Origin of the sequence: Burkholderia sp. WP9 (assembly GCF_900104795.1) — a bacterium.
Taxonomy (GTDB): domain Bacteria; phylum Pseudomonadota; class Gammaproteobacteria; order Burkholderiales; family Burkholderiaceae; genus Paraburkholderia.
Window position 1 is genome coordinate 2,759,617 of the sequence record NZ_FNTG01000001.1, and the last position, 25,565, is coordinate 2,785,181.

16 protein-coding genes and 5 pseudogenes are annotated in these 25,565 nt (G+C 57.8%); 9 read left to right on the top strand and 12 right to left on the bottom strand.

What is annotated here, in order from left to right; translation table 11 throughout:
- Positions 1–54 precede the first annotated feature (54 nt).
- From BLW71_RS12255 to BLW71_RS12265, 3 genes are all read right to left on the bottom strand, one after another.
- Positions 55–1,284, bottom strand: coding sequence for a hypothetical protein (locus BLW71_RS12255; protein ID WP_091796550.1), 1,230 nt, complete (start codon positions 1,282–1,284; stop codon positions 55–57).
- A 212-nt stretch (positions 1,285–1,496) separates the two neighbouring features.
- Positions 1,497–3,740 carry a polysaccharide biosynthesis tyrosine autokinase gene (locus BLW71_RS12260; RefSeq protein WP_091796551.1) on the bottom strand — a complete coding sequence of 748 codons (2,244 nt, stop codon included), beginning with the start codon at positions 3,738–3,740 and terminating at the stop codon, positions 1,497–1,499.
- Positions 3,741–3,951: 211 nt separating this feature from the next.
- Positions 3,952–4,839: a polysaccharide deacetylase family protein gene (locus BLW71_RS12265; protein WP_091796552.1), complete on the bottom strand. Its 888-nt coding sequence runs from the start codon at positions 4,837–4,839 to the stop codon at positions 3,952–3,954.
- 1,014 nt (positions 4,840–5,853) lie between these two features.
- Between BLW71_RS12265 and BLW71_RS12270 the strand changes: the two genes are divergently transcribed.
- The 4 genes from BLW71_RS12270 to BLW71_RS12285 all read left to right on the top strand — a co-directional run bounded on the left by BLW71_RS12270 (position 5,854) and on the right by BLW71_RS12285 (position 11,354).
- On the top strand, positions 5,854–6,777 hold the full coding sequence (locus BLW71_RS12270; protein WP_091796553.1) for a glycosyltransferase family 2 protein: 924 nt from the start codon (positions 5,854–5,856) through the stop codon (positions 6,775–6,777).
- Between the two features lie 43 nt (positions 6,778–6,820).
- Positions 6,821–8,353, top strand: coding sequence for a flippase (locus tag BLW71_RS12275; RefSeq protein ID WP_177205017.1), 1,533 nt, complete (start codon positions 6,821–6,823; stop codon positions 8,351–8,353).
- A 38-nt stretch (positions 8,354–8,391) separates the two neighbouring features.
- Positions 8,392–9,186, top strand: a complete 795-nt coding sequence (locus BLW71_RS12280) for a hypothetical protein (RefSeq protein WP_143048326.1) — start codon at positions 8,392–8,394, stop codon at positions 9,184–9,186.
- A 1,235-nt stretch (positions 9,187–10,421) separates the two neighbouring features.
- Positions 10,422–11,354 carry a hypothetical protein gene (locus BLW71_RS12285; RefSeq protein ID WP_091796556.1) on the top strand — a complete coding sequence of 311 codons (933 nt, stop codon included), beginning with the start codon at positions 10,422–10,424 and terminating at the stop codon, positions 11,352–11,354.
- A 138-nt stretch (positions 11,355–11,492) separates the two neighbouring features.
- On the opposite strand, the pseudogene BLW71_RS42245 reads toward BLW71_RS12285, so the two are convergent.
- The 7 genes and pseudogenes from BLW71_RS42245 to BLW71_RS12315 all read right to left on the bottom strand — a co-directional run bounded on the left by BLW71_RS42245 (position 11,493) and on the right by BLW71_RS12315 (position 17,283).
- Positions 11,493–11,880, bottom strand: a pseudogene (locus tag BLW71_RS42245) (IS4 family transposase).
- Between the two features lie 36 nt (positions 11,881–11,916).
- Positions 11,917–12,057 (bottom strand): transposase, encoded by a 141-nt coding sequence (locus tag BLW71_RS42780; RefSeq protein WP_353615885.1) that lies wholly within the window; start codon positions 12,055–12,057, stop codon positions 11,917–11,919.
- 232 nt (positions 12,058–12,289) lie between these two features.
- Complete coding sequence (locus BLW71_RS12295) at positions 12,290–12,631, bottom strand: hypothetical protein (RefSeq protein WP_143048327.1); 342 nt, start codon at positions 12,629–12,631, stop codon at positions 12,290–12,292.
- Positions 12,631–13,776: an ISAs1 family transposase gene (locus BLW71_RS12300; protein ID WP_091796559.1), complete on the bottom strand. Its 1,146-nt coding sequence runs from the start codon at positions 13,774–13,776 to the stop codon at positions 12,631–12,633. Before BLW71_RS12300 ends, BLW71_RS12295 begins: the two co-directional genes overlap by 1 nt.
- A 103-nt stretch (positions 13,777–13,879) precedes the next feature.
- Positions 13,880–14,506 (bottom strand): annotated as a pseudogene (locus BLW71_RS12305) (aminotransferase class V-fold PLP-dependent enzyme); the annotation flags it as partial.
- A gap of 113 nt (positions 14,507–14,619) precedes the next feature.
- Positions 14,620–15,596: pseudogene (locus tag BLW71_RS12310) on the bottom strand (bifunctional aspartate transaminase/aspartate 4-decarboxylase); the annotation flags it as partial.
- 709 nt (positions 15,597–16,305) lie between these two features.
- Positions 16,306–17,283, bottom strand: coding sequence for an IS5 family transposase (locus BLW71_RS12315; RefSeq protein WP_091796501.1), 978 nt, complete (start codon positions 17,281–17,283; stop codon positions 16,306–16,308).
- 793 nt (positions 17,284–18,076) lie between these two features.
- Between BLW71_RS12315 and BLW71_RS12330 the strand changes: the two genes are divergently transcribed.
- The 5 genes from BLW71_RS12330 to BLW71_RS12345 all read left to right on the top strand — a co-directional run bounded on the left by BLW71_RS12330 (position 18,077) and on the right by BLW71_RS12345 (position 23,240).
- Positions 18,077–18,355 carry an acyl carrier protein gene (locus tag BLW71_RS12330; RefSeq protein ID WP_091796561.1) on the top strand — a complete coding sequence of 93 codons (279 nt, stop codon included), beginning with the start codon at positions 18,077–18,079 and terminating at the stop codon, positions 18,353–18,355.
- A 2-nt stretch (positions 18,356–18,357) separates the two neighbouring features.
- Positions 18,358–20,175: a serine aminopeptidase domain-containing protein gene (locus BLW71_RS12335; protein WP_091796562.1), complete on the top strand. Its 1,818-nt coding sequence runs from the start codon at positions 18,358–18,360 to the stop codon at positions 20,173–20,175.
- A gap of 116 nt (positions 20,176–20,291) precedes the next feature.
- On the top strand, positions 20,292–21,101 hold the full coding sequence (locus tag BLW71_RS12340; protein WP_091796563.1) for a DUF6875 domain-containing protein: 810 nt from the start codon (positions 20,292–20,294) through the stop codon (positions 21,099–21,101).
- On the top strand, positions 21,102–21,362 hold the full coding sequence (locus BLW71_RS40845; protein WP_143048328.1) for a hypothetical protein: 261 nt from the start codon (positions 21,102–21,104) through the stop codon (positions 21,360–21,362).
- A gap of 309 nt (positions 21,363–21,671) precedes the next feature.
- Positions 21,672–23,240, top strand: a complete 1,569-nt coding sequence (locus BLW71_RS12345) for an amino acid adenylation domain-containing protein (protein ID WP_091796564.1) — start codon at positions 21,672–21,674, stop codon at positions 23,238–23,240.
- 265 nt (positions 23,241–23,505) lie between these two features.
- Here BLW71_RS12345 and BLW71_RS12350 read toward each other — a convergent pair.
- A pseudogene (locus BLW71_RS12350) lies at positions 23,506–24,791 on the bottom strand (IS1182 family transposase).
- A gap of 250 nt (positions 24,792–25,041) precedes the next feature.
- Positions 25,042–25,391: pseudogene (locus tag BLW71_RS42250) on the bottom strand (DUF2384 domain-containing protein).
- Positions 25,392–25,565 lie beyond the last annotated feature (174 nt).

Sequence of the window (25,565 nt, forward strand, 5' to 3'; positions counted from 1 at the left end):
TCCCTCAACGCTTCATCTGCGTCGGCAACTTTCGGTGCCACGCATGTCATCGGACTAGTTAACTCGGGAGCGCCGTGCGCTGCTGGATATGGCGCCTGCTGTGAAATAGAAAAACGACATCACCAGAAAATTGTTGACCAGATTGTCCGAGAAGAAATAAATAAAAAGAAAGATCGCGGGGATTGATATAAAATGCGCGCCAATCCTTCTCAAAATCATAAGATTCAGTAAAACGAAGCAAATTAACAATCCAGGACCGAGCTCAAAAAAGAATCTGAGATAGTCGTTGTGTGGCACAAGCTTCTGCTCTGTGAGTTCCACGCTGCTCCCAACACCAAAACCGAAAATCTGATTGACCAGTGGGCCATCCATGTATAGGCCTATTAGATTGACCCAGTGCTTCAGCCGGAAGATCAGCGAGATGTCGCTCGTTCCAGCGGCAGTGTAGATCTGCCCGTAGTCCAGTCTGCTAAGGCCCCAGACTCCGTTTGACTCCGCTAGCACACTATTGAGCGAGCGCCATGCATTGCTCGCCCGCGCCAGTATCTCGAGGTCATCGTCAAATTTGACATAGAACCCTGCGACTGCGGCTCCGATGATCAGGTTACGCAGTATGTTGAAACCGGGATAGACGAGATAGAGTGCCATCGCGATGGCCATCAATGCGCCTAACGTCTTGAACGCGAGTACGCACGCGGCGAGATAACCAACGATGAGCCAGCGCTTGACGCCCGCAAGCATCAATGTCCATGAACTGATGACAGTAAACGCGACCGCGTTGTTCCGGTTCGCGAAGAAGGAGAGCGTTTGTTCGTTGAGTTCGCTGTTCGGCGCCGCGCCCCCGCGATACAAATCGAAGAGTGCACTGAGTACAGGCACCGCAACAAATAGCGCAACTAGCGAGAAGCTAGGGGTGTTTTCGAAGTATTCTTCGTCGGTTGTTTGCCCCGCAAAGTAGAACATGAAAATGGACAGTATCTTGATGGTCTCGCCGATTTGCGCCTCACCGACGTTGACAATCAGATTGGCCACTGCGAAAAAAAGGACGAAGCACATCAGGACACAAGAGGCACGATCGAGCCGGCTGGTTTGCGCGAGCAACACCACGCCGACCCGCAATACCACTGCAAATGCGAACCCGTTGGCGACCAGCTTCAGGGCGTCAGCCTGACCCGTGAAGGCCCAAAGCAGGAGAATCGCTACGTAGCTGAATTCCCAAAGCAAAAGCGATTGGTAGGAGAAGCCGCTCCGCGCGTACTCCCCACTGACGGATCTCACATTCATTCCATCTCCGAAGAAATATGACGCAGGCCAGATAGCGCGGGGACGCGGCGCCCCTCTGGCGTAAGCTTTACTCTGACACTTGTGCGGTCCAACCGACACCGCCGGAAGACGAATCCAGGCCCGGACGGTTGGAATGTGGACGTCGCCCGATTCGCCTAGACCGTTGGATTACCTGCGAGCGGTAAATCGCGGCTGACCCATCGCAGAGCCGTTCACTCCGCACTGGAATCGTAGTGATGCGCAACCTTGGCATATGTGCCGTACCGCCTCGCCATTGCGTAGTTGCTACTGCGCACCTTCACCCTGTTAAGCACGATCCCGCTGATGCGAGCGCCGGCCTGGCCAAGACGCTTAATCGTTGCATCGATTTCACCGACGAGCGTGTCCGCAAAGCGCACAACCAGGAAAACCGACCCGGCGACTGGAGCCATCATGCCTGCGTCGGACACAGCCAGTACCGCCGGTGTGTCGATCAGGACAATGTCATAAGCCCGCGACGCATCCCGAACGCACTCGCTGAAGCGTCCCGTCGTCAGTAGATCCGCAGCGGCTGCCGGGTAGCTTCCTGTCTGAAGAAGATCGAGGTTGGGCGTTCCTCCCGGTGTGACGACTTCGTCGAACCGCCTGTGACCCGACAGCACCTCGCTGAGCCCTTCACTCTTTGGAACGCGGAGATACCGGTAGAGTTGCCCCTTTCTCAGATCGCCATCGATCAACAGCACCCGTTTGCCCCCCGCGGCGAGCACCGTCGCGAGGTTAGTTGCGAGAAACGACTTCCCTATCTCGGGTAGCGGGCCCGCGAGCATGATCACGTTGTTCGGCGCGCCGAGCAACAACAACTGGATGGCGGATCGCAACATGCGCAGACTTTCAATGGCGGGATCGCGCGGATAGCTTGCCGCGAGAGGCAGCTGCTGCGGCAAATCCCGGTCAGCCCTGCGCATGATCTCTTCCTGCCTGTCGCTCACCGGAATCGTCGCATAGACATTTAATCCGCTTGCAGATTCAATTTCATCGGTATCTGTCACGCCCCGGCGCAACCGATCCCACACTATGGCCCCCCCCCCTCCAACCACGGCGCCCAGCAAGAGCGAGCCGAGCATAATCAGCCACTTCACTGGCCTGACGGGACGGGCAGGGACTTCTGCGGGATCAATGATTTCCGCCGAACCCGCCTTATCGGCGCTCACAACCTGCATCTCTTCCGCATACTTGCGCATCGCAACATACACGTCGGTGTTGACGCGAACATTGCGCATCAATTGCAGCGCACCCTGCTCGGTCTGAGGCATGGCGCGCACGCGGACATTCAGCGCATCGATTGCGCGCTGGGTTGCGTCAATCTGCTGGTCCGCCGCCACGACGTTCGCGTTCCCCCTAGCGAACGTTGCGGATAGCGCCTGACGCTTGCGCTTAAGTTCGAGCAGCGCGGCATTGTTATCCGCGATTTGTTTCAGTAACAGTCGCCCCTCTTCACTGAGATCGAGCATCCCATTCGCATCGCGAAAATTGTTGTACGCGGTTTCCGAATTCGTGACCTGCCTCTCCATCTCCGGTAACGTTTCGCTAATGTGGGCGAGCGCATCATGCGCCAGTCTGGCCTTGCGCTCGTTGCTCCAGTTCACATAAAGATCGGAGATCTCTTTGACCGTTCGGGCCAGAACTATTGGGTCGGTGCCCTGCATGGACAGCTTAACCACGTGCGTCTTCGTGCCCGCCTCGGCAAGTTTGAGCTTCTTTTGCAGTTCCTCTACCAGCACGGGTTCAGAGTTTCGGGTGACGATAAACTCACCTCCCGGCCTGCTGTGTATGGACTCAATGCGTACGGTAAGTGGCCCCGCTTTCGTGCCGAATCGCTCCGTCACGCCAATGCGTCCAACGACACTGAACTCCAGTCCGGGACCAACCAGGTCGTAGCGGTCATCGGCAAGCGCACGAACGGTGAATTTCTTATCTTCAAATTTTTGGGGAACATCAAAAGCACCCACCTTGATATTCTCACCGCCCCAGACGTAGCCTCCAAGCCCTAATAGTCCTGGATCAGAAAGGCCATCGGTGTAGTGGGCGATCGCCAGCCCGATCAGTGGGAAACGGTGCGGCGCCGCGTTTATATAGAGCTTATCGTTGGCCACCGCCTGCGCAACGATGTGCCTCGACCCGATAACCTGAATCGCGGCTTCGGCCGATGCGTTGTCGTTGAAAGTGGGCGCAACGTAGTAACTCAGCGTATCTGCTGACGCCGGCGGCTGCTTGTCGGCATCAGCGACCTTGATCAACGCATTTGCCTCATAGACTGGAGGCGCAAGAAACGCGTATGCGCAGCCAATCAGAAAAACACCGATAGTTGCGGCTGCAATCAACCTTTTGTGATCGAGCACGGAATCGATAGCAGAGAGAAAGTCGATTGCGTCGGTCGACGGACGTTGCTGGACATGCTTCTGGACTTTCGTTTTCATCCGAACCTCATCAGAACACAACCCATAGCGCACCCAGGCGCCCTGGTTCAATCCGTCGATTACCCGACCACTAGCTCGCCGCGACGATTTCGCAGCGCAGCCCGAACCCGCCCACAAGTCCGACTATTGCATTGCCAGTAACACTCTAGCTGCGTACGCGCCGAGGAACTGCGCGAAGGTGCACATTTGCCGACCACCGCTTCAACCGCGATCAAAATTGCGGAAAACGTCCGTCCCATCGCTTGCTGCGAAACCCGTACTTGAGCAAGCGCGGAATACCCGTCAATTGAACCGCGAACATGGCGATCGACGCCTCATCGCCGATAATCATCGCCCGCAGACGAAACGGGTCGGTCAGTTGATCGTTCCAGCCGATGTCGCACGTGCGCGCAGTTTTGTACCCAGCCGCTTTTACCAATTCAATCTCTCTCGGGCCATAGTTGCCGTTAGGAAAAGCAAAGTGCTCGCAGCGGCGTTTCACGAGCGCCTCCACCTCGTGCTTCGAGCGGGCAATCTCCTCGGCACATTCGGTGTCATCACACTGCGTGAGAATCGGGTGAAATCGCGTGTGCGACTGAAAGTCCACGAAGGGCCGCATTTGCTCGATCTGCCCGACTGTTAGCCCGGTCGCCCGATCGTCGCCGTCCTGGCGAAAACCCGCATCCTCTAGTTCCGCGACGCGTGCATCGTTCGACTGTCGCTTCAGGCGCTCGAGGCCCGCGCGTTCAGCGCCCGGATGCATCCACCAGTGCATGCGGGGCCGGCCAACAATACGGCTGCATAAAAAAATTGTGGGACGCACCTTATGTCTAATGAAAATCGGCAACAATTTGGCATTGCCCTCATGCCCGTCGTCGAGCGTGATCGCCGCTCGCGGACGGCCCTTTCCCGGTCGGCTAAAATCTTCAAGCGGTACGAGGTCGCAAAACTTGCTGAGGTACGTGAGGTGCCGATCCAAGGTCGCCGGATCGGGATCGTGATAGAGCAGTATCGCGACACGGTCACGCCATAGCAGCATGCGCGCCGCACGTGCAAGGCCTATCCAGATCACGAGGTGGACAAGGGCTTCCTTTAGAACCGCCTTCTTTCCCATCGTCATTGCCCTTTCTGATGACAGATAACCTGATACGCACGGGCATGCCCAAGCGACGCGGCGCGCCCTTGCGGTCGGCAGAATTGATGGCCGTATTTTTCGAGGAACCCGCTGCACCCATCCCAGTCACATTTCGACGTTATCGCGGAACAGCTTCCCGATGTGCCTCGCGCGCCGGACGGCGATGATGATGACGCTGAAGCCTTTTATCGAAGTCATCCTCCCGAGCACGTATGTGCATTTCGGCAGGTATGCCGAGTGTCGCGCGGATTAATATGACAAGTCCGGATAGTGCGTCTTCCTGCCGGATCGGTTACCCCTGCACTCGTTACACACAGAAGTTAGGAGTCGATTCTAGCAGCGGGCATCATCTCTCTCAGTGCGCTGACGCACAGTGCCAAGGGAAGCAGACAGGCAATAGAGATTGGTCGACGTACGTTGCAGACTGTATAACGTGTCGATGTAGTCGCTACCCATCGCTTCATCCGGCACTGTGCGCGAGCGCACTGAAAGAGGTTGTGTCCACCACTACACTCATTTAAAAATTGACTGCACAACCCACTCTAATACAAGCGATTAGACGCAAAGATTCGCACCCGTCCCCGTCAAATCCATTTACGCGGCACTTTACGTTTCTGCCCAAAGCACCAGGTCTGATCTGACAATCCACCGAGGCTTGAACAGCAAGGTGCTGATATCGAAATGGGTTGCAGGAACCTAGCAACTCGAAGGTTGAATCCTGCCAATTCCAACGAGGCGGGGATGGGTCCGAGAGACGCTGTAATGACGACCTCTTTCCGGCATCCCCAGCGCGAGCAGATCAACATGAAGCATCCCTTAGCGGGTCTGGCAGAGTTGATCAAACAACACTACTTCCCGCGCAGAGACTTCGGATTGCCAGACATTCGTTTTATGTCATACGAATATTGACGATTTGAACGGGAGTCGGGCGAACTCGCGTCTGGCAATTTCGGATTTGTGTGCACAATGGTCCAATGAAATCGGTGGAGCGGAAACACAATGCTCAAAGATCGGGTAACCGTAATACTATCTACTTACAACGGCGAAAAATATCTTGCCGAACAACTAGACAGCATCCTGTCGCAGGATGACGTGAACATTACGCTGCTGGTCAGGGACGACGGGTCACGCGACTCGACCATGTCTATCGTACGCGACTTTGCTTCGCGCCACGAAAACGTCCATTGGATCGCCGGCGATAACCGGGGCGTAGCCGGAAGCTTCCTGACCGCGCTAAAGCAGGCGGATAGTTCAGGCGATTACTTCGCGTTTTCCGATCAAGACGACTTCTGGGAGCCATGCAAGCTTGCCAATGCAGTGGAAGCGTTACGTGCCGAAGGAGACAGCCATCTACCGTTGCTCTATTGCTCAAAGCTGGAGGTAGTAGATGAAGGTCTGCGCCATATTGGGTTTACGAAGAGACTGTTCAGGGACATCAGCTTCAAGAACGCATTGTTTCAAAACATCGTGTATGGATGCACCGGCGTCATGAACCGGTCGGCCCGAGATCTGGTGATCTCGACCGAGTCGGTGCGCGAAATCCTGATGCACGACTGGTGGTGTTATCTCGCGGTATCGGCGTTCGGTCGCGTGATTTTCGACGACCGCTCTGCAATTAAATACCGGCAGCACGGAAACAATCAGGTAGGCGCGTGGACCAACATTCTTGGGCGAATCAGGATGCGCTATGAGCGCACTTTCAGGGGTTTAAACGGTAGATTTCCGTCTGAGCAGAACAGACTTTTCCTTGCGCTATACGGCCAATACCTGTCAGGCGACAAGCGCCGCCTCATGGAACTCACGCTCCGCGCGAAGCGCAGTCTGCGTCCGCGAATCGCGCTCGCGTTGTCGAGCGAAATTGTGATGCAGAACCGACTGGACAATGTTCTCACCCGTGTTGGGATCCTGTTGAACCGGTTCTGAATGCATGTCGTCACCACCGGATCTGAACTTCTGGGATATCCGAATGTCCTCACCTCACTCGCTGGTCAAGAATCTGATTTACAACATTAGCGGCCCCCTTCTTCCCTTCGTGGTCGGAGCTGTCTGCATTCCGCTCGTGATCAGCCGGATAGGCACCGAACGGTTCGGTTTGTTAACAATCGCATGGACCGTAATCGGCTATCTAACGATTTTCGACTTCGGCCTGGGGAGATCCCTCACGCTGCATGTTTCGCGTAGCTTGGGAAGCGGTCGACCTCACGAGGTCAAGCCCATAGTCCGCAGTGCATTAATCATGATGTTTCTGATAAGTCTGATCGGACCTGTCATGGTGCTTTTCTTCAACGATGCATTCATTGCCTGGTTGAAGGTCAAGCCTGCCTATCTGAATGAGACACGCGGCTCGTTCCTCATGCTGGGTTTCGCCATTCCACTCGTTGTGTTGACGAGTGGCTTGCGTGGCGTCCTCGAGGCATTTCAACGCTTTGACGTGACCAACGGCGTTCGCGTCCTGCAAGGCATCTGGACCTTCGTCGGGCCTGTATGTGTTTTGCCATTCTCAGTGCGACTGGACGCGATGGTGGCTGTGCTGCTTGTCGGACGCGCAGCGTCGACGCTGGCTTATGCCGTGGCGGTGTACAGGGAGTTGCCGTCGTCGAACTCGACGCACACAACTGCGGTCAACCTGAAGGACCTGCTCTCCTACGGCGGCTGGACGGCATTGTCTAACATGCTGTCCCCTGTCATGGAGTACATGGACAGGTTTTTTATCAGTTCGGTCCTCGGCGCCGCGGTTGTCGCGTTCTACACGACGCCCTACGAGCTGGTGTTCCGGCTGAACTTCATTTCCGAAGGTATTCTGGGCGTTCTGTTCCCGTTGATGTCGAAGCGGCTTGCGCTCAGCGCAGACGGAATGGCGGGAGAGGAGATGATGAGCCTCGGCACGAAACTGATGACCGCTTGCGTATTTCCGTTCGTGCTGGTCATCGTCATCGTCGCACATCCGCTTTTACGTCTCTGGCTGGGACCGGTTTTCGAGCAGAAAAGCGCGTTCGTACTCCAAGTGCTTGCTCTCGGATTGCTGGTCAATAGTCTCGCGAAAGTACCGTCGAACCTAATTCAGGCGAATGGACGCTCGGATATTACCGCCATACTGCACCTCATTGAACTGCCCGTCTATATCCTCTGCCTGCAATGGATGCTGTCACGGTATGGCATCGAAGGCGCGGCGGTAATCTGGAGTCTACGGATGTTGCTAGACCTCGTTTTGCTGCTGTGGGTGAGCGGTTTCGTGGCCAGCGTGCCCATCGGGGCGATATGGCGGCTAGCACTGGTTTGCACCTTGCAAACACTGGCCGTGGGCGGAGCGATCTTAGTTGACGGCATAGGCTGGCGAGTGGTCTACGGCGCGATATGTCTCGCGGTGCTGTCGCTCGCATTCTATCGATATGCACTTCTTGAGACGGAGCGCGCCCTATTGCGACAGATGGCCAGGCGCGCGCTAGGCATGATTGCGCGACGGATCCACAATAAGCGCATCGACAAGACTGAAGCCTGAGACAAACTTTTCGTGTTGTGTTGATGACCGAGATTCACATGAAACATTCAGGGAATCTTTTCCCAGGCTTCGTGAGCACAGGCGCAGCATGTCTCGCGATGATGACGAGCCCTGCTGCTCTGGCCGATGATGCCGCACCGCTCACGATCACTATCGGAAAGGCGGTGCAGCAGATGAAGATTCCGCACGAAGCCATACCGTATGGAGTTCCTGCATCGTATAACTGGCGGACCCAGCCCGTCGTTTACGGCATCAGCGCTACGGCGCGTAACTTTCGCGCCATGACGGGGTGGGGCCAGATATTTCGTGCCAGTGGTACCGATCCGATCAGCCTACGTGTATCGCTTAGAAACCTGAGAACTTACGTGCTCACGACATCTGGAAAACTGAAGCTTGTCCAGTCGGAGAACTCGTTCGATGGCGCCCAGTTCAGGACCGACTATAAGTACAATCGGCACACACAAGCCAACACTGGGCGCGACCAACAGGGCAATACAGTCGTCACCACGAACCCGTTCGCCGCATTTCATTTTTGGCCGGCCTCCGCCAGAGCGGCAATTGACCCGCAAGCGGTTCGGGGCGTGATTGTGACACTAGAGGCAAAGCTTGATCCTGAGCCGGGGAGCAAGGTTGCGGACCTGAGCAAGCGATTGGTCCTCTCGGTAGGGGCTGACTATTGGCTCGCCATGGACTCGGAGTGGGACAACTACCGTACGAATCTTGGCGTTGGAGAGGGACGTTTCGAATATGTCGGTACGCAGTGGAAATGCTTCACGATGACGACGATCACTCGTGAGGACGCGCGGATTCTTTCTACAGAGATCCAGTGTTAAGACTCGCGTTATTTCAGATCGCAATGGCAGGATTCGGTTAGCGGCTATCGAGCCTTGTGGCATCGGGGCGACCCTGCCTCGGCGGGTGTCCCAATGACCTGCGCACCGTTTAAAAACGATGCTGCAAAGAGATGTGTGCGCCGAGCTGATGATTATTGGACAGACAATGTCTGTACCGTCAGCGCAGCAACGGCGGGTTGTTCCGAAAGAATTGGCGTCGGCCGAATGTTCGTAGACGATCACGCCGCAAATATCCGTAAGCGGAGACAACGCGAAATCCGCTTCTCCTGCCGATTATCTTGTAGGCATTGCTCCGGCGAGCTTGACTCTTCCCCGCAGAAATGTCGTTCGCCATTCGTCAATGACCACCCATGGTTAATACCGCGCATTTGATCTGCTGGCGTGGGTCGGCAAGAGCGCCGCGGGTTTTAAAAAAAAAATTTTTGTAAAACCCGCTTACAAAGTGTCATTTCTCGGTCACATCGACTGGTTCTGGCAACCTGATTGATTGTGCTCGGTTTTCGCTTACATCAGATGATTATTAGCCCGCGACTACATGAAAGCCCGACCAAAATACGTTCGGCTTATACAGCTATATTGTCTGCTTAAAACCCATTTTTTACATCGGCGCGGATGGTCGCGCACATGCCTTACGGGTGGATGGATTACGACCGACAGCTCATCCAGCACGCGAACGGCCGTTTCTTTATAACAATTCGTCATACGAATTGGATTCGCTCCCGCCGACTACAAATCCAGTAGGATATCTTAATATTATACTAACAATAGTAAATAAATGAATTAGCTTGCGCGCCCCGAACTAAAACTAAAATTTTAGGCGAAATTAAAATGATTCCTAACAATAACAAGTTACAAACGTACATCGTGTAACAACGTCACGGTAGAAACTGCCGATCTCTTCAGATATTATTAATACAAGTCGATAAGTTCTACCGACTTTGCTCAGTGCCTCATCGGCCCGCCGGGGGTCCCATCGAGACGCGAGGTGAGTGAGTGCTTCCGGAATATCTGGTTACTCCAATCCCGTAGTTCGTCTGTATTCGCCGAGATGCCTTTCGGGGTCGCCGCGCGCGACCGTCGAGCGCGGGACAGCGCAAACGTTTGCGATCTGTCTTTCCGCGTCGGTCTCTCCCGCCTTAGAGAAACGTGCGTGCGGCTGATGCCGCAGGACTGGGTTCGCCCCGGCAAAAGCGCACGACCAATTGGAAAGATTAATGCTTCTGAACAACAAGCAAGTTATAAACACCGCAGTCGCCCCCCGAATCGCAATGCGTCGCAAATTTCTGACCTCACTCGTCGCGGGCGGCGGTGCTCTCGTCCTCGCCGCGTGCGGCGGTGGCGGCAGCGATTCGTCTAATCCCGATGCAGTTGCCAATCGCTGGCGAAAGAGTAGCGGGGGCGCCAGCTCTACTTCCCCCACTTCTTCCGCCAGCGCGCCTGCCGCAGCCAGCTCCAGCACCGCAGCTACCGGTACCCTGCAAAGCACGGTCGGCGAAGCGGCTGCGCAGATGCTGATGGCTCATGAGGCTAATCCGAACGGTGTTCCGCTAAGCTATGACTGGGCCGCGGCTCCTGTCATTTGGCAGCCCACGCCACCGTCCGACTTCACGGCGATGACTAGCTGGGGCGAGATTCAGTTTGCGGCCGGGCCAGGAACCACAGCGACGGCAGATACGGCTCAGCTGCGTAATTTCAAGACCTATGTCCTGAACTCATCCGGCCAGCTGACCCTGGTGCAGAATGAAGGCTCGATTGGTGGCGCACTGAACCTCCCGACCTTTGCGGGCAACACCGACTTTCCCTCGCAGATTTCAAATTCGAGCGGGGTAACGACTTTAGGCCTCGATCCGACCAAGGCATTTCAGTTCGTTCCGCCCAATAGAGTACCAATTCCTGCAGGGACGCAAGGTGTTGTCGTTACAGTCGAAGCCAGAATCAGCTCTCCGGCCGGCGCGACCGATCCGAACATCAATACGAGTTTCATTCTGTCCCTTGGCGCCGACTGGTGGCAGTCTATGACCGCGCAATGGCCCAACAACACTGGCGTTGGCCAAGGACGCTTCGTCTTTCTGACGACGGAGTGGCAGACCTTTACCTTCACCTCGATCCAGAAACCATCGGCAGCGTTGGCAGCTACGGTTATCTGATTTAGGCTTGCATCATGAAAAACGCCACTTTCTTAAGTGGCGTTTTTTGAGAGGACTACAGTTGGCGCTGAACCGCCCCGGGGCGGTTCACGCAGTCCCAAAGGGTAGATGAGCTGGGATTCGTCCGATCATACAATGTCAGCAGAGATATCGTCCGACCGCGACTATGAGAATAATTGTCCGGGACAAGGCGAACTTCAAGCCCATTCCATTACAAGCAAGTGTGGTGCTCAACCTCGCGCCTGTATCTGATCTGATGTCAGCAACGAAGTCTACTATTCGCTGCGTGCCTAGCCAGATGGTTTTGACGCCAGGCTCGCCGTCGCCTTTGCGCGCGAGGAAGCCGCCGAGCATGGCGACGAGCCGTACCAGTTCATTCAGCTGCGGCGGTTTGTCGGGGCTTCTTGTTCAGGATGAAGGCGGCCTTCCTTTTATTGGGCTCAAACAGCAGTCCGGCATCGAGGTTCGTGCAAGTGCGGCCTAACCGCATGAGACGAGCGATGCACCACGCCGCCACCATGAACATCTCCAGTGCCCGCTCGATGCGCTCGATCGTGCTCAGCTATAGCGCTTCGACTCTGCAACGGCTCTTCAACACATGAAAGAAGGTTTCCACCTCCCAGCGGGCGCGATACCAATCCAATCGATCGGCCGCGCGGCCTCGGTGAGATCCGGCACGTCGCGATTGGTCAGCAAGCGCCATTCGATCGGTGTCAAGCCGGCCGCGCGTCTATTTCGCGCGCGACCAGGCAACTGATCGACACCTCACCGCCTTGGGCACCGGGCCGATCGATCCGCCGACTCAATATTTGCTGATGAACTTCCTTCGCTTGCTGTCGCTGGCGACTAGGCAACGCGAAACGGATTTCACCGAGCGTTTCAGCTTGCGTGGCGCAATCCCAGAGCCTTTGGCCCTCGGCCAACGCGCGATTGCGCTAGGCGCGAAACAGACAGTCCGCCAGACAGCCGAGATCGTGCGCTCGGCGTATCAGTGCGATGATGTCCGACTCCCGGTCCGCAACGCGTACCAACTGCGTGCCGGGCGGATCGGCCGCCTGCTCGGCCAATCGTTCGCATCCTTGAATCCAGCGCGTGTTTTCCTTCTCGCCGTCACGCACACCACCGGCGCGGTGGCGCTCACGCGCCCAGATCCAGGCGGTCAACACGCCCAACGGTTCACGCTGCGGCGTGACCGCGCAGGTCGCGTGAACGTACATGCCGAGCTGCGCTTCATACGACAACGGCCCCAGCCCCACTATGTCCCAAGGCCGGAGCATCAAATTCTGGGAAGTCGCGTGAGCTGGAGTAACTCAAATAAGTAGTCGGGATTCCAGCCGGCGACCTTGCGACGTGCGGCCACGCTGCGCTTTTTCTTACCGGATTCGGGCCGCATGCGCAGCAAATTCAAAGTGATGCGGCGCAAAGTGGCGAAATTGGCCGTCGCATTGCGCGAGCGCACGGTGCTGGCGTCCTCGCGGAAGGTCACGTCAAGGCAATGATGCAAACCATTCTCGATGGCCCAGTGCATGCGGCTCGCCTCAAGTACGTATTTGGCGTCGGGTGCTGCGGAGCTGATCAGGTACTGCGTCTGCGAGCTGACCTGGCCCGCGATCTCGCGTGTCCGCTCAATACGCACCAGGCTCTTAAGCCTGGGCCAGCGGTCCAGTTCGCTGAGATAGTCCGGCGCTGCCACTGCGACACAGTGACGGGTTTCAAGGCGACCATGCCCTTTATCCAGCGTCTCAGAGATCGATGGATTCATGTGCGCCCAATCGCGGGCTTTGCCGAGTCGCATATAGTCTTCAACGGCCTGAGCAAGACCGGGCTGGTTATCCTTCGCAACCAGCAGATAGTCGCCACCACGCTCAGTGACCTTCTGGACGATGGCCACCTGAGTGCCGATGGCGTCTATGGTTACCAGGTTGCCCTTGAGCGACAGGACGGGCAGCAGAGCTTCAATGGCAGTGATCTCGTTTGACTTCTCCTCGCAACGCTGCTGCGCCAGCACCATCCAACTTAGACTCGCGTAGGCCGTCACGCTATGCAAGGCACGCACACCCTTGCCGTGCGAGCCCGAACCACGCACACTCTTGCCGTCGATTGCGATGACCGAATGAAGATCCGGACACACCTCGCCTACCCAATTCAGCAGGCACGCATCCAGTTGCTTCGGATCGAGCACCTCGAAGATCCGTCGGATGGTGTCGTGCCCCGGGATGCCATGGGGCAATTCGATGTATTGCCGAAGCCTCGCTTCGTTGGCAAGCCCCCATTCTTCCATCTCGTCCCACCCTTGTGCGCCGGCCAGCACAGAGAACAGCGCAATCGACAGAACGTCGATCAACTTGTGCCACGTTCGTCCAACGACGCGGGGATCCTCTATTGCCGACAGCAGACTGTTCAGATGTTTTCCCAGGCTCATTTGCGCTACTCTGAAAAACCAGAAGTAAACGCGTTTTCCGCCAAGTTTACAACTCGTTGCTATAACTCATTGCTTGTAAGCGGGTTTTGGCGCTCCGGCCCTAGGCATCGATCCCCCACGCGTCCATCTCCAGCGGCATCGTGCTCAACGTGCACACCGCATCGACGATGACCAACGCGCCCGCGGCCTTCGCCAGCGCGGCAATGTCCTTCAAGTGGTAATTCCACACCGTGTTCGACGTCTCGCCCTGCACTACCGTCACAATCTCCGGGCGCTCGCGGCGGATCGCCTCAGCAATCTGCTCGAGAGTCGCCACCGAACGGTCGGCGAAGTCCAGGGTCGTCACGCGCGCGCCGACGCGCCGCCCCATCTCCGCCATCCGCTCGCTGAAAAACCCGTTCTTGATGCTTAGCACGTGGGTACCTTCCCACGCGAGATTGGAGATCGCCATTTCCATCGCGGCCGAACCCGGACCGGCTACGCCGAGTACCCACTTCGAATTCGTCTGGAACACGTAGCGCGCCATAGTCTTCACCTGGCCGATCACCTTCACCATCGTGCTGCCCAGGTGATTGATCACCACCGTATTGGCCCTAGCAACCGCCGCGGGAATCGGCACGGGGCCGGCGCCCATCATCAGTAACGGCTCTTCCGGAAGAATGGCGTCGGGCGATTCGACAACCGGACAAGGCACTGCGGTAGAAACGGAGAGGGAGGATGAAGTCGGCATGATCGGTACGTGAACGTCAGGACGCAAAGTGACAAGCGGCCCCGCCAGCAATGACACTGGCGGGGCCGTTCGTCCGATCATTCACCGATCTGCGCAATTGCGCAAGGAGTTTGTCACTTCACCTTGGTCTTATCGAGCTTCTTGCCGGTTGCCGCGTTATAACGCTCGACGTACTCCTCGATCAGCTTGCGCATCGCGCGGCCAATCTGCCGATAGTCCGACTCGTTCAGATTCGCCAGCGACACCCGTCCGGACGGATGCTGCGTACCGAAGCCGCGTCCCGGCAACAGCACGACTCGCGCTTCACGCGCGAGGCGGAACAGCAATTCGGACGGCTCGGTGTTCTTCAGTAGCCAGTCGACGAATTCACGGCCGAACATGCGCTTGCCGAGGAACACGATGTCGAGAATGGTGTAGTAGTCGACCTGGTTCGGATCGTCGCCTTCGAACGAAATACCGACCTGTTCGTACAGCGCCTGCTTGCGCTTGCGGATCAGACGCTTCAACGCATTCTTGTACGCGTCGGGCGTGTCCAACAGCGCGAACAACGAGAACAACACCATCTGCACCTGCTGCGGCGTCGACAACCCCGCCGTGTGATTCAGCGCGACAGTGCGGCTGTCGGCGACCGGCCGATCGATGAACTTGAGCTTGTCCGGTTCGGTCGTGATCGATTCATAAAGCTCGTGCAACTGCTTCTTCGTGTCCTTCGGCAGCTCGGCGATCAGCTTGTCGAGCACGTTGTCGCGATGCGTCGCAATCGCGCCGAGACGCCAGCCGGTCGCGCCGAGATACTTCGAGTACGAGTACACGAGGATGGTGTTTTTCGGCGCGAGCGCGAACAGCGAGACGAAGTCGTCGGCGAAGGTGCCGTACACGTCGTCGGTCAACAGGATCAGATCGGGGCGTTCCTTGACGATGTCGGCGATGTATTGAAGGCTCTCATCGTCCATCTCACCGAAGGCGGGTTGCTCGGGTTCACGAGGAAGAACGCCTTCACCTTCGGGTCGCGCAGCTTGTCGAGTTCCTTTTTCGAATACTGCCAGCCGCTTTCCACCGTGGCTTCGACATTGACGACGTTCCGCTGATACCAGTCCCCAAAGGCGTCGCCATCGCCCCGAAGTCGAGGCGCTCGGATGCGGTAAAGCCGATACTCGGCGCGCCTTGCTTCAAAGATCTTGAATCGCGAAACCTCACCCACGACATGCTCATTGGCACGGTCTGCCCAAGCCGCAACATCGTCGCCGACTTGGTCATACCACAGCTTTTCGGCTTCTGCCCAATAAGCGTTCGGCGCCTCAAGTGGCCGTCGAATTCCTTGGGGACGAACCTGCGCGTCGAGGAGAGGTCGGGGCGGTAGCGGCGCGTGCAATTGGTTCAAGATCGACGGCATGTCCCGACGGGAGAGCAGGCCCGCATGGCGCAGCTCTCCGGCGACATGGCGAAGTGCCGGTATTGCAATCCATGCGTGGGGTTTGAAGTAGGTGATCTGCATCGAGAGCGCGCGCAGTTGAGCCTCTAGCCGCTTGACCGCCGGCAGTCCGAAAGCCTCCAGCCCGCCCCACTCCTGAATGAACATGGATGCGCGCTGCCGGATGTTCAGTTCGTCGCTGCCTGCTGCTCCTGCAAGCGCCTGGGCGACCCTATGAGCCGCACATACTAAGGCTACGCTGAAGAAGCCACCGTTTTCGCCGACAGCTTGATGCTGAATTCCGGAATGTGAGATCAGCGATGCGACCGGTTCGATTTCCCGGCCCTGAAGGGCCTGGCAAGCGGGGCTCTCGACCCATTTCGGCTGCTTATGGACGCACCTGTGCCATCAGCCGCGCGCGGCTCATGTAGATGTTGGCCAGCGCGAGTGCAGTAAAGGCACGCGTGGCGTTCTTCGCGAGGCCGCGATAGCGCACCTTGCCGAAGCCCCACAGCCGCTTGACCACCGCAAAGACGTGTTCGACCCGGGCACGAATCTTCGACTTGTTGCGGTTTTTCGAGCGCCTGGTTTCATCGACTTCACCACTGCGATTGCGCACACGCTGGTTGGTGAAGTCCTTCGCTTTCGGCGCCTTGCTGGCGATGAGTTCCTTCTGGCTCGCATAGGCGCTGTCGCCGTACACACGCCGCTCGTCGCCGTGCAGTAGCGCCGGCAGCGGATGCTTGTCATGCACGTTTGCCGCCGTCACTACCGCGCTGTGTGCCAGTCCCGTCTGGCTATCCACACCGATGTGCAGCTTCATGCCGAAGTACCACTGCTGGCCCTTCCTCGTCTGATGCATTTCGGGGTCTCGTGCCTTGTCCGCATTCTTCGTGGAACTGGGCGCACCGATGATGGTGGCATCCACGATCGTGCCGGTGCCAACCTTCAGCCCATGCCCTTGCAGTACTTCGCCGACCTTGGAGAACAACTGCTCGCCGAGCTTGTTGCGCTCCAGCAGCCGGCGAAACTTCAACAGCGTCGTGCCATCGGGAACCCGCTCGCGCCCCAGGTCAATCCCGACGAATCGCCGCAATGCGGTGCTGTCCAGCAGCGCCTCCTCGCACGCCTCATCCGCCAGGTTGAACCAGTGCTGCACAAAGTGCATGCGCAGCATGCGCTCCAGACCCACTGGCGGGCGACCGCCTTGACCCTTCGGATAGTACGGCTCGACAACCTCGCACAATTGCGCCCACGGCACGATCTGCTCCATCGTCTCAAGGAACACATCGCGTTTGGTTGGCCGACGGTACTGTTCAAATCCGGCGCCTTGATCGGCCGCCATCGCAAGGGTCTGTTGTTTCATGCACATCTAACGATTGAACGCCCAATGCCGTTGACCTTTTTCAGCGTAGCCCTAATATCAAGGTTTCGACGTCGAAGTGGCCGTTGAGGCAGACTTCACTCGGAAGGGCGGGTGCACCGCTACGGGAAGAGTCGGATATCTGGCGGTAGTGAGGATCTGCAAGGCGGGTGCCGCAGGAGCCGTTTTTCCGCCGCTGCGTTTTGGGGAATCCCGAGGTAAGCCATTTCGCAGCGAAGCGGATGCGCTCATGGGTGGTTATAGCGCGGGGGCGGCGCATCGTCGATGACCTGTTCCATTCGTAGCGGCGTGTGCCAAGGTACTTGTCGCCTCAGTCATGCAGCCAACGGCTGTTTAAATCTGGCGTGCGAGGCCATCGTGACGACTGACTCGCGCTCCGCATCGAGGGTGACGGCGCCGACTGGCGTCCAGTCTCGCGTGCAGCGTGACCAATGTGCTAGGTTGCGTTCTCGCATCTTGTCCAGCCCGCGCCGCAATCTTGAGCCTAGCGGCGGCCATCGCTGCCAGTCGATCTTCCCGCCGCCGGATGTTCTGCGGCAGACTCACCCCTTCCGGACATGGTTTCTTCAGGCCGGTTTGGTCTGATGGCGCACAGATCGCACCATTCAAATCAATAACACTGAGACTCTCGTAGCGCGGGAAATATGCTCGGGGAAAGGCCATAAAACGAATTCGTCAAGCGATGTATCGAGGGCCTGTGCGAAATCTGCATCCGTCGTATTGCGTCCGTGCGCATCAACGACGGATATTTCAACGGCCTGTTAAAGGGGATAAGATGAAAGCCGAGTTGCGCCGAGTTCTTTCCGAAACCGCGTGCCTTGACGTGCCGGTCGAAACATTGAGCGACACGGACGACCTTTACGCCGCTGGATTGTCCTCGCTCGGCACGGTCCGTGTGATGCTGGCCGTTGAAGACGCTTTGGGCATAGAAGTACCTGGCGAGTTGATTACGTTTAAGCTGTTTCAATGTATCGATTCGATCGCGTGCGCGCTTGCTCCGCTCGTACCGGAGAAGTTGGCCGCACGCCGGGAGTCCGTGGCTGCGCGGCCATAACCATGGCAGGCAATCCTACGATGAGGCCAGTCACCTTTGGTTGCTGCTACGGGTGGCTGCACCTGCCGGCAAGCCGCAGCGCCACGACGGGCGTCGTGCTGTGCAGCCCGTTCGGCTACGACGCGCTATGCGTCCACCGCGGCTGGCGCGACTTTGCCATTGCATTGACGGTGTTCTGCGGGATTCCGGTTATTCGCTTCGACTATCCGGGAGCCGGAGATTCGGGCGGTAATGAGGAAGACCCGCAGCGCTTTCGCACATGGATCGATAGTGTCAAGGCTGCGGCGCAGTATCTGCGGGCCACGACCGGCGTGACACGCCTGATTTTGTGCGGGCTGCGTCTAGGAGCGACGTTGGCCGTCCTGGCGGCCGAAGAACTGGACGGCGTCGATAGCCTGGTTTTGATGGTGCCCGTCATCGCTGGCAAGCGATATATACGGGAACTGGGCATGCAGCATCAAAGCTGGCTCAAGTCCCCAATGGGTAGCGAAAGCGCCGAGCCGTACGACTACGGGCGCGCCGTGGGCGCGTTCGGATTTCAGCTGTACACCGACACGCTCGAGCAACTCGCTAAGGTCAACCTCGTCCACCGCGCGCGGGCCCCCGCGCCCCGCGTGTTGCTGCATGATATTTGCGACAGCGTATCAATGAACCAGCTGGTCGAGCGTTACCGCGGTCACGGTGCGAGAGCAGACGTTCAGATTTTTCCTGAGTACGACAAGTTCCTGGTCGACGCTCGGCTTAGCGCCCCCCCCCAGCGAGCATTCGACAGTGCGCTCGAATGGCTCGGCTTCCCGTCCGGGACGATGGCGGCGCCCGCTGTTGAGATACTTGCTCCGGCCGCCGACGCACGGATCAATTTTTCGGCCGGTCATGAAACGCCAGTTGTCTTCGGAGACGGGCGCTATGTCGGCGTATTTTGCCAGCCGCGCTGCGCGCTCGAGTCCGCTCCCGCTGTGCTGTTCGTCAATGCCGGGGCCAGTCATCGCATCGGCGACGGACGGCTGGCCGTACTGATGGCGCGACGGCTTGCCGGGCAAGGAATCGCCTCGTTACGCATGGATCTTGGCGGCATCGGCGATAGTCTTCGTCACGAAAACGCGCCGACGCTGGAAGCCGAATACACCCTACATTCGGTCACCGACGCGACAGCAGGAGTGGAATGGCTGATGGCGGCCGGACACCGGGAAGTCGTCATGTTCGGCGTCTGCTCGGGTGCATACGTCGGCATTCACACGGCGTTAGCGCATCCTCGTGTGGTGGGCTGCATGTTGGTTAACTTGCCGTTTTTCTTATGGGGCGCCCCACAAACGAAGCCGGGCGCTCTCCCTTTCGAATCGAATCGGGCGTACTGGCGTGCGTTCCGCAGCCCCCATAAGGTGCTCCGGCTGCTTACCGGACGCGCAAATGGGCTAGTGAAGGCCAAGGAGCTGGCACGCCGCTGGAACGCGCGCCTGACTTCGGTCGCCATGAGTCCGTTCGAAGGCCGGTTTGGCATCAATACTTCGACTGGTGAGATCCGCCACTTCATCATGGGCCTTGAGCGCAAGGGCGTGCAAACGTCGCTGGTGTATGGTTCGCTCGATGCGGGGCGCGATGAGCTCGAGATTCATTTTGGACCGGGCGGTCGCCAACTCGAAAAGCTGACGAACGTTACGGTAGAGATTTTCAAGGGAGTGGATCACTCGTTGTTCTCGCACACAGCGCGTAACGTCGTGATGGCTCATTGCGAGGAATTTTTGCGCGAGAGGGCGCTCGATGCCGGCACGCCGGTACCTAGGCCCGTGGCATGGACCGAAGCTGATGGATGTTCGCCGTAAGGGGTTGCAATCCGACGCGGAGTGGCGTTTGCCGTCGGATTATCAACGGAACAGGCGATAGCTCGCCAGCATGCTTCTCAGAAGCAATCATGATCCACATTAGTCGGTGACCCAAAGTGATCGATATTAGTGAGCTCGACCTAATACAAGGGGCGACGGCCAGAGCGCTCTTGGAAATAGAGCGATCGATATGCCCGTCCACCGAGATCGACTCGATTTCGGACGCGCCTCTTCGCGCGACTTTCGGGGCCGGACTCGCATGGATCCAGCGGTTCATCATGCAACCGCATCCCGATTTGGGGCGCAGGGGGCCGGTTTGCCCGTTTGCGCGGCCCGCCCACGAAGCGAGGGCAATGCACTTCTGTGCATTAGATGTCGGCGAGATGAGCTTCGATGTATTCATCGACGTCATGATGCGCTTGACATACTTTTTTAACAGGGTTGCCGGGAACATATCGGGACGCTCGGATCTGCTATCGCTGTGCGTCTTTCCAAGAAATCTTCGGGAGGAGTCGTACTACAAGTTCATAGACTGCGCGCACTCGATGTTGAAGCCGTTTTATATGAACGCTGGATTGATGCTTGGCGAATTCCATCCGCTAAGCGCCGTTCGCGGTGCTCACTCGCAAATGATTTTCCCTATGCGATCCGATGTACCGATTTTTGTCATTCGGTCGATCGCGTCACACGATATTTCATTCATTGACCGTCAATCAGGGGCGCTCGGTATTCGCATCCACGAACTCGAATGCTATCTGCGCGGCGTGGGCGATCTATTGCCGCCTAGCGAAGCGACTCGCATAGAAGATCGCATCGAAGAACTCAAGTCTAAATTGCTTGGGAATGAAGATTTCGATGCGCGGCAAACATCCGCGGCGACGGCTCTAGGGTTGTTAACTTCTCCTTCCGCAGGAGCAACGTCGTAAGTGTTCGAAATTCAAGGCATTGCGCCGCATGGCCATCTGGCAGGTTGCAGCGCTTATGGCGGTGGTGCTGACCTACAACGCCGTCTAATTGCTGCAATCCCAGCCGCCAGTGCGGTTTCGGCGTTCGACCGTTCGCGAGACACTCACGATCTGCTGTACCCGCGGCTGCCAGTCATCTGCCAGCCGATCTTCCCGCCGCCTGATCTTCTGCGGCAGACTCACCCCGTCCGGACATGGTTTCTTCAGGCCGGTTTGGTTTGATGACGCACAGATCGCACCATTGCAAATCAATAACGTTGAGACTCAAGCGCAGCGTTGTATTCCATGATTTAATTAAATAACACAACATGAACTGATCTATTGGAGATTGAACATTGAGGCATGCTTATAGATGCATCAAACCCTTCTGGCTCGCATGTGGACCAGTTTGACCGCCTCGTAGCGCGGGAAATATGCTCAAAACATTGGAAGACGACGTCGGCAAGGCGAAACGCCGACTGACTCCCCTTGGTGGGCTTCGATTGCCTTACTAAAAAATGGTCAGAATTTGTGTGCTACGGAGTCCATCAGATGTTGCAATCCTACTTCTTCGATTCTGCTACGGACCGGTCGGACAGCCCTGCGTTATGGCTCGATGAGCGTCTTTACAGCTACAGCGAAATAGAAACTCGGGCACGTCGCGTGTCTGCGGGACTGGCAGCGGTTGCACGGAGCGGCGACACGGGCCGATGTTTGCTGTTTGGACATCGCAGCGTCGCCGCCTATGTTGGCGTGCTGGGAATTCTCGACGCCGGTATGGCCTATGTGCCACTCAACCCAAAGATGCCGGCTACGCGGATCGCAGCCATCATCGAGCGGTCCGGTGCGCCGTTGATGCTGGTCGATCGGGGTTGCGCCGCGTCACTCGATGAAGTGCTGTCCTTGCTCGACGAACGCCCACAAATTTTCCTGCTCGACGAAGACGCGGACGAATCGCATCTGCCCCCCGCTCTTTCGCCGCTGCCAGCCGCGCCGTATGTGCAACATCAGGGCGCCCTGCACGACATCGCTTACATACTCTTTACGTCGGGCTCAACGGGAGCACCGAAGGGTGTGCCGATCACGCATGCGAATGCCGATGCGTATGTGAAGGGCCAATTGCAACTGGTCGATAAAGTGCGCGATGCGCGTTATGTGCAGCTATGCGAGTTGAGCTTCGATCCATCCGTGCACGACATGTTCGTCTGCTGGGCGAACGGCGGCTGTCTGTACGTGCCTGAAACCGTCGATCCCGTCTATAACGCTGGCTTCATCCAGACTCACCAGATTACACATTGGAATAGCGTGCCTTCAGTAGCCGGCTTCATGCAGCAAATGCGCAAGCTGACACCGGGTGCATTCCCAAGTCTTCGAGTGTCGATGTTCGGCGGCGAGCCGTTGCCTCGCTCGCTGGCGCAGGCGTGGATGCGGGCCACGCCGAACGGCCGGCTCCTGCACATGTACGGGCCGACTGAAGCGACCATCGCCAGCACGTGCTTCGAGGTCACCACCGAACTTCTCGACGACCCGCAGCACACGGTCATCCCGATTGGCTGGGCGCTCCCGGGGGTGGAACTGCTGATCGTGGATGCCCAGCTCGAACCAGTAGCTACGGAGCAGACGGGCGAATTGCTGATTGGTGGCCCGCAGCTTGCTGGCAGCTATCTGTCGACTGACGAACCCGGCAATAGAAGGTTCATTGCGAAGACTTATCCGGGTCTGTGTGCGCATCGCTGGTATCGATCCTGCGACGCCGCGCGCGCAACGACGCAACACGGAATCGTGTTTCAGGGACGTCTCGATACGCAGGTAAAGATTCGCGGCAACCGGCTCGAGCTAGAAGAAGTCGAACATGTCGTGCAAGCGTCCAGCCATGCTGCGCTGTGCGCGGTTGTCCCCTGGCCGCTCGACGAAGTCGGGCGAGCAACCGGCCTCGTCGCCTTCGTGACAAACCCCCAGCTTGAGATCGCGGTTGTTCTGCGGGCGTGCCGGCAGCGCTTGCCGGTCTACGCGGTGCCGCAACGGATCGTTGTCATTGACGCGTTCCCGCTTACAGTGAACGGTAAAATCGACAGAAAGGCACTCGCCGGACAGTGTGCACGCGGCGATGTCACCGCATGACGTTTATGCACTGGACCCCAGTGCAGAGTAGTAGTCACGCTGCAGCCGTCGTACTCGATGCATGACACCCATGCGTTGACGATAGTCGGACGGTCAACGGACAAGACGAGTAGGAGCCTAGGAGGTTGCGCGGCAGACTAGTTTTGAGCTGACAGCGGGACGCCGCAGCGTCCTGCATCGCGACCGCCTTCGGTTTGGCGCGCCGACCTGCCAAAGAATGCCGTGATCGACGACGATATTGCGTAAAATGGCCTTCTTTCGGGGCTTACGCGTACATCATTTTCGCCATTCGGCGCAGGTTCAACGCCGTGCAGACGAGCTTCCACTCGGCCTGGGCCTTGGCCAGTCCGCGCATGCTGAATTGGCGGAGCCCGAACACGCTTTTTACCCAGGCGTTTGGCGGCTCGGATAGCCATTTGCGTTTGCGATAGGCGGCCTGTGTTTCGGCAGACGTGAATTTTTCAGCCATCGCGGCGCACAGCGGCCGCTTGCTGGCATCGATCTTCGCGTCCTGTTTGCCCTCGCGTCCGAGCGCCACGATCAGCTCGGCCGGATGCTCGCGCAATTGTTCGAACGTCGCTTCCGCCCGGTAGCCCGCGTCGGCAAGGACTTGCTTGGGATCGGCGCCGGCGTCGCGCAGCACGGCAGCAAGAACGGTTGGCAATTGGCCGCTGTCGGCGGCACTGTTGCCCAGTTCGGCCGCGACGATGATGTGGGCAGCCTCGTCGACCGCAGCTTGCGCGTCGTAGGAATGGTCAAAGCCGCCGCCGGCATGCTTCATGATCCGGCTTTCCGGATCGGCGAAATTTTCCTGTGCGTCGGGCTTCGGCTCGCCGAACTTGTACTTGAAGCGCGACTTCTTTTTCGGCTCTGCGTCGGCGTCCGGCGGCGCATCGTCGTCACTGCGACCGCGCGCGATGCGATATCAGTCTGACGCTGGCGCTCTTCCAGGTGTGCGCGTGCAGCGCGAATCACCGCCAGGCGATCCTCGCGCCGCGTGATCTCGGCCGGGATATCCAGCTCCGGCTCATTTTTCTCGGCGACGTCGGCCGCCTTCGCTTTTGCCAGCAGAGCGTCGATCTGCTCTTTCAGCTCAAGCTCGAGCTTCTTCATCCGCTCGTAGCTCATCGCCTTATGGCGCGATGCGTTGGCCTTGATCTTGGTGCCGTCGACCGCGACCGTGCCGAGCTTAACCAGGCCGCACTCCCTGGCCAGTTTCACCACCTGCACGAACAAGTCCGACAGTTCTTTGAGGTGAAAGGCGCGGAAGTCGCACAGCGTCCGGTGCGCCGGATAGTTGCCCGCCGCCAGGACCCGGAACGCGACATCCTCATGCAGCTTCCTGGCCAGCTTGCGCGAGGAAAACACACCGGTCGCGTAGCCATAAACGAGCACCTTGACCATCATCGCCGGATGAAAGGGCTGGTTGCGCGCACCGCCGCCGGCATACCGCGCGTGGAAGGCGGACAGGTCGAGCGAGTCGACCGTATCGCTGATGAAGTAAGCAAGGTGGCCTTCAGGCAGCCAATCTTGCAGCGCATGGGGCAGCAGGAACTGCTGTTGTGGATCGTAGGGAAGTTAGCTCGTCGTCATCTGCCGACAACACTTACAACAGGCAATCGGATGACCGCGCAACTTCTGCCGCGCAGACTCCTAGTCTACTTTATGCCCGAAGTGTTCAGCTTATTTCCCGGAAAGTCTGCGACGCGGATATACGGAACGCCGTCTTCCAGTGTCGGTGCAACCGCCCACTTCGGAACGTGCATGCGATATGCCGTCACTTGGGAAATTCCTTTAAGGATCATCCTGCCGCGCCTGCTTCGAAAGATAAAACGTAGCGAAGCAGGTCGTCAGTGCGGCCATCCGATACCAGCTGTTCTGCAGTCCTGTAGTCAAAAACAGCTAATGGCTCGTTTCGATACCAGAAGAGCGCCTGATTGACGGCACCAGAGATATCGGTGGCCGCCTGGATAACGCGAAGTGCTTCCCGCAGAAATCGCTGGACACGCTCGGAGGCGGGCGACGGCTCAGCGTATTGCGATGCACGAGTGCCTGCTGAGCGAGCGTCTGCAGGTCAATATGAAGAGCCTCGCCAAAGCGACGTGCGGACACGATTGACGCAGCGCTGTCTGGATCACGCAGAGACGCCATAAACTGCTCGAAGCTGGCGCCGGCGTTCGGGCGAAGAACAGTTCGGGGCTCATCAATGACGCTCCGCACACAATAGTAGCAGAGAAGCGATGAGAAATCAGAGGGTGCCAAGCGCACCGATCAGTCGAGATCTTGCCGTGAACATCTAGGTGATCGGAAACGACACGCCGCTTG

Bases quoted from the DNA above. Each gene is read 5' to 3' on its own strand.
- BLW71_RS12255 (WP_091796550.1), bottom strand. From the start codon at position 1,284: ATGAATGTGAGATCCGTCAGTGGGGAGTACGCGCGGAGCGGCTTCTCC.
- BLW71_RS12260 (WP_091796551.1), bottom strand. From the start codon at position 3,740: ATGAAAACGAAAGTCCAGAAGCATGTCCAGCAACGTCCGTCGACCGAC.
- BLW71_RS12265 (WP_091796552.1), bottom strand. From the start codon at position 4,839: ATGACGATGGGAAAGAAGGCGGTTCTAAAGGAAGCCCTTGTCCACCTC.
- BLW71_RS12270 (WP_091796553.1), top strand. From the start codon at position 5,854: ATGCTCAAAGATCGGGTAACCGTAATACTATCTACTTACAACGGCGAA.
- BLW71_RS12275 (WP_177205017.1), top strand. From the start codon at position 6,821: ATGTCCTCACCTCACTCGCTGGTCAAGAATCTGATTTACAACATTAGC.
- BLW71_RS12280 (WP_143048326.1), top strand. From the start codon at position 8,392: ATGAAACATTCAGGGAATCTTTTCCCAGGCTTCGTGAGCACAGGCGCA.
- BLW71_RS12285 (WP_091796556.1), top strand. From the start codon at position 10,422: ATGCTTCTGAACAACAAGCAAGTTATAAACACCGCAGTCGCCCCCCGA.
- BLW71_RS42780 (WP_353615885.1), bottom strand. From the start codon at position 12,057: ATGGCGCTTGCTGACCAATCGCGACGTGCCGGATCTCACCGAGGCCGC.
- BLW71_RS12295 (WP_143048327.1), bottom strand. From the start codon at position 12,631: ATGCTCCGGCCTTGGGACATAGTGGGGCTGGGGCCGTTGTCGTATGAA.
- BLW71_RS12300 (WP_091796559.1), bottom strand. From the start codon at position 13,776: ATGAGCCTGGGAAAACATCTGAACAGTCTGCTGTCGGCAATAGAGGAT.
- BLW71_RS12315 (WP_091796501.1), bottom strand. From the start codon at position 17,283: ATGAAACAACAGACCCTTGCGATGGCGGCCGATCAAGGCGCCGGATTT.
- BLW71_RS12330 (WP_091796561.1), top strand. From the start codon at position 18,077: ATGAAAGCCGAGTTGCGCCGAGTTCTTTCCGAAACCGCGTGCCTTGAC.
- BLW71_RS12335 (WP_091796562.1), top strand. From the start codon at position 18,358: ATGGCAGGCAATCCTACGATGAGGCCAGTCACCTTTGGTTGCTGCTAC.
- BLW71_RS12345 (WP_091796564.1), top strand. From the start codon at position 21,672: ATGTTGCAATCCTACTTCTTCGATTCTGCTACGGACCGGTCGGACAGC.